Source organism: Neisseria sp. MVDL19-042950, assembly GCF_030504625.1.
GTDB lineage: Bacteria > Pseudomonadota > Gammaproteobacteria > Burkholderiales > Neisseriaceae > Neisseria.
Genome location: NZ_JAUKWH010000021.1, coordinates 1 through 12,452, shown reverse-complemented (window position 1 = coordinate 12,452; position 12,452 = coordinate 1). Strand labels below are relative to the sequence as shown.

General features: G+C 45.9%; 8 protein-coding genes and 1 tRNA gene. All 9 read left to right on the top strand.

What is annotated here, in order from left to right; translation table 11 throughout:
- Positions 1-35 precede the first annotated feature (35 nt).
- The 9 genes from Q0X97_RS11670 to rpoC all read left to right on the top strand — a co-directional run bounded on the left by Q0X97_RS11670 (position 36) and on the right by rpoC (position 12,378).
- Positions 36-111 (top strand) — tRNA-Trp (locus Q0X97_RS11670).
- A 158-nt stretch (positions 112-269) separates the two neighbouring features.
- A complete protein-coding gene (secE, locus tag Q0X97_RS11665) occupies positions 270-716 on the top strand; it encodes a preprotein translocase subunit SecE (RefSeq protein ID WP_302067594.1) in 447 nt (148 codons plus the stop codon).
- A gap of 2 nt (positions 717-718) precedes the next feature.
- Positions 719-1,252, top strand: a complete 534-nt coding sequence (gene nusG, locus Q0X97_RS11660; RefSeq protein ID WP_302067593.1) for a transcription termination/antitermination protein NusG — start codon at positions 719-721, stop codon at positions 1,250-1,252.
- Positions 1,253-1,383: 131 nt separating this feature from the next.
- Positions 1,384-1,815 (top strand): 50S ribosomal protein L11, encoded by a 432-nt coding sequence (gene rplK, locus Q0X97_RS11655; protein WP_085390779.1) that lies wholly within the window; start codon positions 1,384-1,386, stop codon positions 1,813-1,815.
- Positions 1,815-2,510 carry a 50S ribosomal protein L1 gene (rplA, locus tag Q0X97_RS11650; protein WP_302067592.1) on the top strand — a complete coding sequence of 232 codons (696 nt, stop codon included), beginning with the start codon at positions 1,815-1,817 and terminating at the stop codon, positions 2,508-2,510. Before rplK ends, rplA begins: the two co-directional genes overlap by 1 nt.
- A 236-nt stretch (positions 2,511-2,746) precedes the next feature.
- Positions 2,747-3,247: a 50S ribosomal protein L10 gene (gene rplJ, locus Q0X97_RS11645; RefSeq protein WP_302067591.1), complete on the top strand. Its 501-nt coding sequence runs from the start codon at positions 2,747-2,749 to the stop codon at positions 3,245-3,247.
- Positions 3,248-3,310: 63 nt separating this feature from the next.
- Positions 3,311-3,685: a 50S ribosomal protein L7/L12 gene (rplL, locus tag Q0X97_RS11640; protein ID WP_302067590.1), complete on the top strand. Its 375-nt coding sequence runs from the start codon at positions 3,311-3,313 to the stop codon at positions 3,683-3,685.
- A 213-nt stretch (positions 3,686-3,898) separates the two neighbouring features.
- On the top strand, positions 3,899-8,077 hold the full coding sequence (gene rpoB / locus Q0X97_RS11635; RefSeq protein ID WP_302067589.1) for a DNA-directed RNA polymerase subunit beta: 4,179 nt from the start codon (positions 3,899-3,901) through the stop codon (positions 8,075-8,077).
- Positions 8,078-8,199: 122 nt separating this feature from the next.
- Entirely contained in the window at positions 8,200-12,378 is a 4,179-nt protein-coding gene (gene rpoC, locus Q0X97_RS11630; RefSeq protein WP_302067587.1) for a DNA-directed RNA polymerase subunit beta', read from the top strand.
- The last annotated feature ends 74 nt before the right edge of the window (positions 12,379-12,452 follow it).

Sequence of the window (12,452 nt, the reverse complement as noted above, 5' to 3'; positions counted from 1 at the left end):
CGGTGTGGTTTCTTCTGTTATCGCTTAATATTTAGAGGCCAGTAGCTCAATTGGTAGAGTATCGGTCTCCAAAACCGAGGGTTGGGGGTTCGAGACCCTCCTGGCCTGCCAAATAATAAAATTAACCGGCCCAAGTGCCGGTTAATTTTTTTTGTTTATATATAATGTTTTATTCCTTGAGATGGTTAGTCCAGGAAAGTTATACTGAATCAGTATGAAATTTAAAATTTTATATTGCTATTCACTTAATATCTGATATTGGATAAGAGATGGCTGAGAAATTACCGCAAGATAAAGAAGGCTCTGGTCAGCTGGTAAAACCTGTAAATAAGTTAGCTAGTCAGAAAAATGATGTTATCCTGCAAAGTGCTGATGTCCTTAAGCTTTTAATTGCTGTGCTGTTAATTGCCTGCGGCATTTGGGTTTTTTATACTATGCAAAATATACCTGCATATCTGCGGGCATTATTTCCAGTTGTAGGTGTTATTTTAGGATTGTTAATAGTTTTTTATTGGTGTCATTTTGGGCGTCGGTTGGTGGGATATGTGCGTGATTCCGTGGCTGAGTTTAAAAAGGTTGTTTGGCCTCTTAAAAATGATGCAATTCGCATGACTATTTTTGTTGTTATTTTCGTGACTATTTTATCCGTATTTATTTATGCGACAGATAGTCTGATATCGTGGTTATTTTTTGATTTGTTATTAAAGAGGGGATAAAAATGTCGAAGCGTTGGTATGTTGTACAGGCTTATTCCGGCTTTGAGAAAAATGTTCAAAAGACTTTAAAAGAACGTATTATCCGTGAAAATATGGATGACTATTTTGGGCAAATTTTGGTGCCTGTAGAAGAAGTGGTCGACATAAAAAATGGAAAAAAAACAATTAGTGAACGTAAGTTTTTTCCGGGTTATGTGTTAGTAGAAATGGAAATGACAGACGATTCTTGGCACTTGGTAAAAAGTACCCCTCGTGTATCAGGATTTATTGGGGGTACTGCTAATAAGCCTATGCCTATATCTCAAAAAGAGGTTGATGCTATATTGCAACAAGTTCAATCGGGAGTCGAGAAGCCTAAGCCGAAAGTTGAATTTGAGGTGGGGCAGCAAGTTCGAGTAAATGAAGGCCCATTTGCCGACTTTAATGGAATTGTTGAAGAAGTCAATTATGAGCGTAATAAATTACGTGTTTCTGTGCAGATTTTTGGGCGGGAAACACCGGTTGAGTTGGAGTTTAATCAAGTAGAAAAGATTTAATAAAATGGAATTGTTGTTTTAGGTTATTAAATCTTATTGAAAAAATATTTAATAGAATCTATAATAAAAAACTTGATTTTTTGTGGGGAGCGATTTTCGCGTTATACCCATTGATTTAGGAGCTTTATAAAGTGGCAAAAAAAATTGTAGGCTATATTAAACTGCAAATTCCTGCAGGAAAAGCCAATCCTTCCCCTCCAGTTGGTCCTGCTTTGGGTCAACGTGGTTTGAATATTATGGAATTCTGTAAAGCATTCAATGCTGCAACGCAGGGTATGGAGCCAGGATTGCCAATTCCTGTGGTAATTACTGCTTTCGCGGATAAGTCGTTCACTTTTGTGATGAAGACACCTCCTGCTTCCATACTGTTGAAAAAGGCTGCTGGCTTGCAAAAAGGCAGTTCAAATCCTTTGACTAATAAAGTAGGTAAGATTACCCGGGCTCAATTGGAAGAGATCGCAAAAACCAAAGAGCCTGATTTGACTGCTGCGGATTTAGATGCGGCTGTTCGTACTATTGCAGGTAGCGCCCGTTCTATGGGTTTGGATGTGGAGGGTGTGTAATGGCTAAAGTATCTAAGCGTTTAAGCGCTTTGCGTAGTGCTGTTGAGGTTAATAAACTGTATGCAATTGATGAAGCAATTGCGTTAGTTAAAAAATCCGCTACTGCTAAATTTGATGAGTCTGTAGACGTTTCATTTAATTTGGGTGTTGATCCTCGTAAATCTGATCAAGTTATTCGTGGTTCTGTAGTTCTTCCTAAGGGGACTGGTAAAACTACTCGTGTTGCTGTATTTACACAAGGGGTCAATGCTGAGGCAGCAAAAGCTGCTGGTGCTGATGTGGTTGGTTTTGAAGATCTGGCAGAAGAAGTTAAAAAAGGTAATTTGAATTTTGATGTGGTTATCGCATCTCCAGATGCCATGCGTATTGTAGGGCAATTAGGTACGATATTAGGTCCTCGTGGTCTAATGCCAAATCCTAAAGTAGGCACGGTTACACCTAATGTTGCAGAAGCAGTAAAAAATGCTAAGGCTGGTCAAGTTCAATACCGTACAGATAAAGCAGGTATTGTTCATGCTACTATTGGTCGTGCTTCATTTGCTGAGGCTGATTTGCGTGAAAACTTTAATGCATTATTGGATGCTATTGTTAAAGCTAAGCCTGCCGCTGCGAAAGGTCAATATCTGAAAAAAGTAGCTGTATCTAGCACTATGGGCTTAGGTGTTCGTGTTGATACATCAAGTGTAAGCAGTTAAATAGAATTTTCAAACAACCTGTAAAGTTGATCTACTTTGTAGATTGTTTGGATTTGGGCTACTTATTGTTAAGTAGATGTCCAAGACCGTAGGGATCGTAAGATTTAATAGTTATACCCTACGCAGACGGTAGTCCTGAATTGAATGGCAAGATTGCTTGTTAAATGTCTTTTTAGGTTGCCGCGCTGGTGGAATACATTTTTTGTATTTCTTTGTTAAACAGTGGGAGGTAGACCTTGAGTCTCAATATTGAAACCAAGAAGGCTGCTGTAGAAGAGATTAGTAATGCTATTGCTAATGCTCAAACTATGGTTGTTGCCGAATATCGGGGTATCAGTGTTGCTAGTATGACTGAGCTGCGAGCCAATGCTCGTAAAGAAGGCGTATATTTGCGTGTTCTGAAGAATACATTGGCTCGTCGTGCAGTTGAAGGCACTTCGTTTGCTGCATTGGCAGACCAAATGACAGGTCCGTTAGTATATGCAGCATCTGAAGATCCTGTTGCAGCAGCAAAAGTACTGCATCAATTTTCTAAAAAAGATGAAAAAATTGTTCTGAAAGCTGGTTCTTATAATGGTGATTTGTTAAATATCGCCCAAGTCTCTGAACTTGCTTCTATTCCAAGCCAAGAAGAACTGCTTGCGAAGTTGTTAGGTGTTATGCAAGCGCCTGTTTCAGGTTTCGCTCGTGCATTGGCAGCTTTGGCAGAAAAGAAAAGCGCAGAAGAAGCTGCGTAAAACTGCTGAACAATTTATATTCATTTAATTATTAAATATATCAATTTTAGGAGTTTAAATAGCATGGCTATTACTAAAGAAGACATTTTGGAAGCGGTTGCTGGTTTGACCGTTATGGAATTGAATGAGCTGGTTAAAGCTTTTGAAGAAAAATTCGGCGTTTCTGCTGCTGCTCTTACTGTTGCCGGTGGTGCCGCTGCTGGTGGTGCTGCTGCCGCTGAAGAGAAAACTGAATTTGATGTAATCTTGGCTTCTGCTGGTGATCAAAAAGTAGGTGTAATTAAAGTGGTACGCGCTATTACCGGTTTAGGATTGAAAGAAGCTAAAGATATGGTTGACGGTGCACCTAAAACTCTTAAAGAAGGTGTTTCTAAAGCTGAAGCTGAAGATATCCAAAAACAATTGGAAGAAGCTGGTGCTAAAGTCGAAATCAAATAATTTTATTCTATTGTTAAAGGCTGGCAGTTCACTGCCAGCCTTATTTTGCTTTTTTATAATTTAAAACAGCTTATTTACATTTAATTACATTAATAAATTAAAATTTAGTTAATAAATGTAAGTGAGTAATTTTTAAGTAGCACTAGATGATATGAAGAGATTTAGTTCATCTGTGCGCAATTATTCTAAAAGTCTCCCCTTTTTGGAGTTTTCATGAGTTATTCTTTTACCGAAAAAAAACGTATCCGTAAGAGTTTTGCAAAACGTGCCAATGTCTTAGAGGTACCATTTTTGCTAGCTACTCAGTTGGATTCTTACGCAAAATTTTTGCAATTGGAAAAGCCATTCAATCAGCGTGCTGATGATGGTCTACAAGCGGCATTTAATTCGATTTTTCCGATTGAGAGCCATAATGGTTATGCACGCTTAGAGTTCGTACACTATACCCTAGGTGAACCTTTATTTGATATCCCAGAATGTCAATTACGCGGCATAACTTACGCAGCTCCGCTGCGTGCCCGTATTCGATTGGTTATCCTGGATAAAGAATCTTCTAAGCCCACAATAAAAGAAGTTCGTGAAAATGAAGTGTATATGGGTGAAATACCCTTGATGACACCGAGTGGTTCTTTCGTAATCAATGGTACAGAACGGGTAATTGTTTCTCAGTTACATCGTTCTCCGGGTGTATTCTTTGAGCATGATAGAGGCAAGACGCATTCATCCGGGAAATTGTTATTCTCTGCTCGCATTATTCCTTATCGTGGCTCTTGGTTGGATTTCGAGTTTGATCCGAAAGATCTACTTTTCTTCCGTATTGACCGCCGTAGAAAAATGCCGGTTACGATTTTGCTGAAGGCTTTAGGTTATAACAATGAGCAAATTTTAGATACTTTCTACGATAAAGAAACTTTTTATCTTTCAAAAGATGGTGTTCAAACTGACTTAATTGTAGGCCGTCTGAAAGGCGATACAGCGAAACTGGATATTGTAGATAAAGACGGTAATGTTTTAGTTGCTAAAGGTAAACGCATTACTGCAAAAAATATACGTGATATTAGCAATGCAGGCTTAACTCGTTTGGATGTTGAGCCCGAAAACTTGTTGGGTAAGATATTAGCAACTGATTTGATTGTGCCCGATACCGGCGAGGTATTGGCTGTTGCCAATGAAGAAATTACAGAAGAATTATTGGCTAAGTTAGATATTCATGGTGTTGATAAGGTTGAAACGCTGTATATCAATGAGTTGGATCAAGGTGGTTATATTTCCAATACCTTACGTACTGATGAAACTGCTGATCAACAAGCTGCTCGGGTAGCGATTTACCGTATGATGCGTCCGGGTGAGCCTCCTACTGAAGAAGCGGTTGAGCTTTTGTTTAACCGATTGTTCTTCAATGAAGACAGCTACGATTTGTCACGTGTAGGCCGTATGAAATTCAATACGCGCACTTATGAGCAAAAATTGAGCAATGTTCAAGCAGAATCATGGTACGGACGCTTATTGAACCAAACTTTTGCCGGTGCAGCTGAAAAAGGCGGTTTTGTATTAAGCGTGGAAGATATTGTTGCTTCTATTGCCACTTTGGTTGAATTGCGCAACGGTCATGGTGAGGTGGACGACATCGACCATTTGGGTAACCGTCGTGTGCGTTCGGTGGGTGAATTGGTGGAGAACCAGTTCCGCAGCGGCTTGGCTCGTGTTGAGCGGGCGGTAAAAGAGCGTTTGAATCAGGCAGAATCTGAAAATCTGATGCCTCACGATTTGATTAATGCCAAGCCGGTTTCTGCTGCAATTAAAGAGTTTTTTGGTTCCAGCCAGTTGAGCCAATTTATGGATCAGACCAACCCGCTGTCGGAAATTACCCATAAGCGTCGTGTGTCTGCTTTAGGTCCGGGTGGTTTGACACGTGAACGTGCAGGCTTTGAGGTGCGCGACGTACATCCGACTCACTATGGTCGTGTGTGCCCGATTGAAACACCTGAAGGTCCGAACATTGGTTTGATTAACTCATTGTCTGTTTACGCGCGCACCAACGAATACGGTTTCTTGGAAACCCCATACCGCCGTGTGGTGGATGGCAAGGTAACCGATGAAATCGATTATTTGTCTGCTATCGAAGAAGGCCGTTATGTGATTGCACAGGCGAACGCCGAGTTGGATTCAGACGGTCGCTTGACCGGTGACTTGATTACTTGTCGTGAAAAGGGCGAAACCATCATGGCTACTGCCGACCGTGTGCAATACATGGACGTAGCGACGGGTCAAGTGGTTTCTGTGGCAGCATCACTGATTCCTTTCTTGGAGCATGACGATGCGAACCGTGCCTTGATGGGTGCCAACATGCAACGTCAAGCCGTGCCTTGTTTGCGTCCTGAAAAACCGATGGTAGGTACCGGTATTGAGCGTTCGGTAGCCGTAGACTCTGCTACTGCAATCGTTGCCCGCCGCGGTGGTGTTGTGGAATATGTAGATGCCAACCGTATCGTTGTTCGCGTACACGATGATGAAGCGACTGCCGGTGAAGTAGGTGTGGATATTTACAACTTGGTAAAATTTACCCGCTCAAACCAATCAACCAACATTAACCAACGTCCTGTCGTGAAAGCAGGTGATGTGCTGCAACGCGGCGATGTGGTAGCCGATGGCGCTTCTACCGATTTAGGCGAATTGGCATTGGGTCAAAACATGACCATCGCTTTCATGCCGTGGAACGGTTACAACTACGAAGACTCAATTCTGATTTCTGAAAAAGTGGCAGCCGATGACCGCTACACTTCTATTCATATCGAAGAATTGAATGTGGTGGCACGTGATACCAAATTGGGCGCGGAAGACATTACCCGCGATATCCCGAACTTATCCGAGCGCATGCAAAACCGTTTGGACGAATCAGGTATCGTTTATATCGGTGCAGAAGTTGAAGCCGGTGATGTTTTGGTAGGTAAAGTAACGCCTAAAGGCGAAACCCAACTGACACCGGAAGAAAAACTGCTGCGTGCCATTTTCGGTGAAAAAGCGTCGGACGTGAAAGACACTTCATTGCGTATGCCTACCGGCATGAGCGGTACCGTAATCGACGTACAGGTATTCACCCGCGAAGGTATCCAACGCGATAAACGTGCACAGTCGATTATTGATTCCGAGCTGAAACGTTACCGCCAAGATTTGGGCGACCAATTGCGTATTTTTGATAACGACGCATTCAGCCGTATCGAGCGCATGATTGTCGGCCAAAAAGCCAATGGCGGCCCGATGAAGTTGGCTAAAGGCAGCGAAATTACTGCCGAATATCTGGCATCTTTGCCGAGCAAGCACGATTGGTTCGATATCCGTTTGGCCGATGAATCGCTGGCTAAGCAAATGGAACTGATCAAAGTCAGCCTGCAACAAAAACGCGAAGAAGCCGATGCCTTGTATGAAGTGAAGAAGAAAAAACTGACACAAGGTGATGAGCTGCAGCCGGGCGTTCAGAAGATGGTAAAAGTATTTATTGCCATCAAACGCCGCCTGCAAGCCGGTGACAAAATGGCCGGCCGCCACGGTAACAAAGGTGTGGTATCGCGCATTCTGCCGGTGGAAGACATGCCTTATATGGCAGACGGCCGCCCCGTCGATATCGTTCTGAACCCGCTGGGTGTACCGTCCCGTATGAATATCGGACAGATTCTTGAGGTTCACTTGGGCTGGGCAGCAAAAGGTATTGGTGAGCGCATAGACCGCATGTTGGCCGAGCAACGTAAAGTAGGCGAAATCCGCGAGTTCCTGAATAAACTCTATAACAACAGCGGTAAGCAGGAAAATCTGGACGAGCTGAGCGATGAAGAAATTTTGGCCTTGGCTGAGAATCTGAAACGCGGAGCCACATTCGCCTCGCCGGTATTCGACGGTGCTAAAGAAAACGAAATCTACGAGATGCTCGACTTGGCTTATCCGAGCGACGATCCTGAAGTAGAAAAACTCGGCTTTAACAACAGCAAAACCCAAATTACCCTTTACGACGGCCGTTCGGGTGAACCGTTTGACCGCAAAGTAACCGTCGGCGTAATGCATTACTTGAAACTGCACCACTTGGTTGACGAGAAAATGCACGCCCGTTCTACCGGCCCGTACAGCCTTGTTACCCAACAGCCGCTGGGCGGTAAAGCCCAATTCGGTGGCCAACGTTTCGGTGAGATGGAGGTGTGGGCACTGGAAGCTTACGGTGCCGCCTACACGCTGCAGGAGATGCTGACCGTGAAGTCGGATGACGTAGCCGGCCGTACCAAAATGTACGAAAACATTGTTAAAGGCGAACACAAAATCGATGCCGGTATGCCCGAATCCTTCAACGTATTGGTTAAAGAGATTCGCTCATTGGGCTTGGATATCGATCTGGAACGTTACTAAATATCGGAACAGGTTTTCAGACGGCCTCATCAGTTACAGGCCGTCTGAAAAGACAGTTGCAAGCAAACAGCTTTCGAGCAAACTCAGGCCGTCTGAAAACCGCCGTTCCATAAGGAGCAAAAATGAATTTGTTAAACTTATTTAATCCGTTGCAGTCTGCCGGCATGGAAGAAGAATTTGATGCAATCAAAATCGGTATTGCATCTCCCGAAACCATCCGTTCATGGTCTTACGGTGAAGTGAAAAAACCGGAAACCATCAACTACCGTACTTTCAAGCCGGAGCGCGACGGTTTGTTCTGCGCCAAGATTTTCGGCCCGGTGAAAGACTACGAATGTTTGTGCGGTAAATACAAACGCTTGAAATTCAAAGGTGTAACCTGTGAAAAATGTGGCGTGGAAGTTACTTTGTCTAAAGTACGCCGCGAGCGCATGGGCCATATCGAATTGGCTGCACCTGTTGCCCATATTTGGTTCCTGAAATCGCTGCCGTCCCGCTTGGGTATGGTTTTGGATATGACGTTGCGGGACATCGAACGCGTGTTGTATTTCGAAGCCTATGTGGTTACCGACCCGGGTATGACACCGCTGCAACGCCGCCAATTGCTGACTGAAGACGATTATTACGCCAAGTTGGAAGAATACGGCGACGACTTCGATGCCAAGATGGGTGCCGAAGGTATCCGCGAATTATTGCGCAGCTTGGACATTGCTTCAGAGGTAGAAGTGTTGCGTCAAGAGTTGGAATCTACCGGCTCGGACACCAAAATCAAAAAAATCGCCAAACGCTTGAAAGTATTGGAAGCATTCCAACGTTCGGGTATGAAACTCGAATGGATGATTATGGATGTGCTGCCGGTGTTGCCGCCTGATTTACGTCCGTTGGTACCGCTGGATGGTGGCCGTTTCGCCACTTCCGATCTGAATGATTTGTACCGCCGCGTGATCAACCGTAACAACCGTTTGAAACGTCTGTTGGAATTGCATGCGCCGGATATTATCGTACGCAACGAAAAACGTATGCTGCAAGAAGCCGTAGATTCGCTGCTGGATAACGGCCGTCGCGGTAAAGCCATGACCGGTGCCAACAAACGTCCGCTGAAATCATTGGCCGATATGATTAAAGGTAAAGGCGGCCGCTTCCGTCAAAACCTGTTGGGTAAACGTGTGGACTATTCAGGCCGTTCCGTGATTACTGTAGGTCCTTACCTGCGCCTGCATCAGTGCGGTTTGCCGAAGAAAATGGCCTTGGAATTGTTCAAACCGTTTATTTTCCACAAACTGGAAAAACAAGGCTTGGCTTCAACAGTTAAAGCGGCTAAAAAGCTGGTAGAGCAAGAAGTGCCGGAAGTATGGGACATCTTGGAAGAAGTGATCCGCGAACACCCGATCATGCTGAACCGTGCGCCGACCCTGCACCGTTTGGGTATTCAGGCGTTTGAGCCGATTTTGATTGAAGGTAAAGCCATTCAGCTGCATCCGCTGGTTTGTGCCGCGTTCAACGCCGACTTCGACGGTGACCAAATGGCCGTACACGTTCCGTTGAGCTTGGAAGCACAAATGGAAGCACGCACTTTGATGCTGGCTTCCAACAACGTACTGTCTCCCGCCAACGGCGAACCGATTATCGTGCCGTCGCAGGATATTGTATTGGGCTTGTACTACATGACCCGCGACCGTATCAATGCCAAAGGCGAAGGCAGCCTGTTTGCAGACGTGAAAGAAGTACACCGCGCCTACCATACCAAACAAGTAGAGTTGGGTACGAAAATTACCGTGCGTCTGCGCGAATGGGAGAAAAATGCCCAAGGCGAGTTGGAGCCGGTGGTAAAACGCTACGAAACCACGGTAGGCCGTGCCTTGTTGAGCGAGATTCTGCCTAAAGGTCTGCCGTTTGAATACATTAATAAAGCGCTGAAGAAGAAAGAAATTTCTAAGCTGATTAATGCATCGTTCCGTCTGTGCGGCCTGCGTGATACCGTTATTTTTGCCGACCACTTGATGTATACCGGTTTCGCATTCGCAGCCAAAGGCGGTATCTCGATTTGTGTCGACGATATGGAAATCCCCAAAGAAAAAGCCGCCTTGTTGGCTGAAGCGCAAACAGAAGTTAAAGAAATCGAAGACCAATACCGCCAAGGTTTGGTAACGAACGGCGAGCGTTACAACAAAGTGGTGGATATTTGGGGTCGTGCCGGCGATAAAATCGCTAAAGCGATGATGGACAATCTTTCGAAACAGAAAGTCATTGACCGCGAAGGTAACGAAGTAGACCAAGAATCGTTCAACTCCATTTACATGATGGCCGATTCGGGTGCCCGTGGTTCGGCAGCCCAGATTAAACAGCTTTCCGGTATGCGTGGTTTGATGGCCAAGCCGGACGGTTCGATTATCGAAACGCCGATTACTTCAAACTTCCGCGAAGGCTTGACGGTATTGCAATACTTTATTGCGACCCACGGTGCGCGTAAGGGTTTGGCGGACACCGCATTGAAAACGGCAAACTCAGGTTATTTGACCCGCCGTCTGGTGGACGTTACCCAAGACTTGGTAGTGGTAGAAGACGATTGCGGCACGACTGACGGTTTTGTAATGAAAGCCGTGGTGCAGGGCGGCGATGTAATCGAGCCGCTGCGTGACCGTATTCTCGGCCGTGTTGCTGCCTCAGACGTGGTTGATCCTTCAAGCGGAGAAACGCTCGTTGAAGCAGGTACGCTGTTGAACGAACAATTGGTTGACCTGATTGACCAATCCGGTGTCGATGAGGTTAAAGTCCGCACTCCGATCACCTGTAAAACCCGCTACGGTTTGTGTGCCCACTGTTATGGCCGCGACTTGGCGCGAGGCAAGTTGGTGAATACCGGCGAAGCTGTCGGCGTGATTGCCGCCCAGTCTATCGGTGAGCCGGGTACACAGTTGACGATGCGTACCTTCCACATCGGTGGTGCCGCATCCCGTGCCGCCGCCGCCAGCCAAGTAGAAGCCAAATCAAACGGTACCGCACGTTTCAGCAGCCAAATGCGTTATGTTGCCAACAATAAAGGCGAGTTGGTCGTGATCGGCCGTTCGTGCGAGTTGGTTATCCATGATGACATCGGTCGTGAGCGTGAGCGCCATAAAGTGCCTTACGGTGCCATTCTGTTGGTACAAGACGGTGCCGCGGTGAAAGCCGGTCAAACCTTGGCTACATGGGATCCGCATACCCGTCCGATGATTACCGAGCATGCCGGTCAGGTACGTTTTGAAAACGTGGAAGAAGGCGTAACCGTTGCCAAACAAACCGACGATGTAACCGGTTTGTCTACCTTGGTGGTAATCGACGGCAAACGCCGTTCGGCTTCAACTTCCAAATTGTTGCGCCCGACAGTAAAACTGTTGGATGAAAACGGCGAAGAAGTATGTATGCCGGGCACGACGACTGCCGTGTCTATGGCGTTCCCGGTTGGCGCGGTAATTACCATTCGCGAAGGTCAGGAAGTCGGCAAGGGCGACGTATTGGCGCGTATTCCGCAAGCGTCTTCCAAAACCCGCGATATTACCGGTGGTCTGCCGCGTGTAGCCGAACTGTTCGAAGCACGCGTGCCCAAAGATGCCGGCATGTTGGCCGAGGTAACCGGTACCGTGTCTTTCGGTAAAGAAACCAAAGGCAAACAACGCCTGATTATCACCGATGTGGACGGCGTGGCTTACGAAACACTGATTTCCAAAGAGAAACAGATTCTTGTACACGACGGCCAAGTGGTAAACCGCGGTGAAACCATTGTCGACGGAGCGGTTGACCCGCACGATATTCTGCGCCTGCAAGGTATCGAAGCGTTGGCCCGCTATATCGTACAAGAGGTGCAAGAAGTTTACCGCCTGCAAGGTGTGAAGATTTCCGACAAGCACATCGAGGTCATCATCCGCCAAATGTTGCGCCGTGTGAATATTGCCGACGCAGGCGAAACCGGCTTTATTACCGGCGAACAAGTAGAGCGCGGCGATGTTACATTGGCTAACGAGAAGGCATTGGCCGAGGATAAAGAACCGGCACGTTACGAAAACGTATTGCTGGGTATTACCAAAGCCTCGTTGTCTACCGACAGCTTCATTTCAGCCGCTTCGTTCCAAGAGACCACGCGCGTGTTGACCGAAGCCGCGATTATGGGCAAACAAGACGAGTTGCGCGGTCTGAAAGAAAACGTGATTGTCGGCCGTCTGATTCCGGCCGGTACCGGTTTGACTTACCACCGTACCCGTCGCCAAGCATGGCAGGCGCATCACGAAGCCGAAGTAGCCGAACAGGTTAAAGAAGCCGAGTAATTTGTCGCAGACAAAAAAACCGCCGATTGCGTAAGCAGTCGGCGGTTTTTTCAGACGGCCTCACACTTCAGACG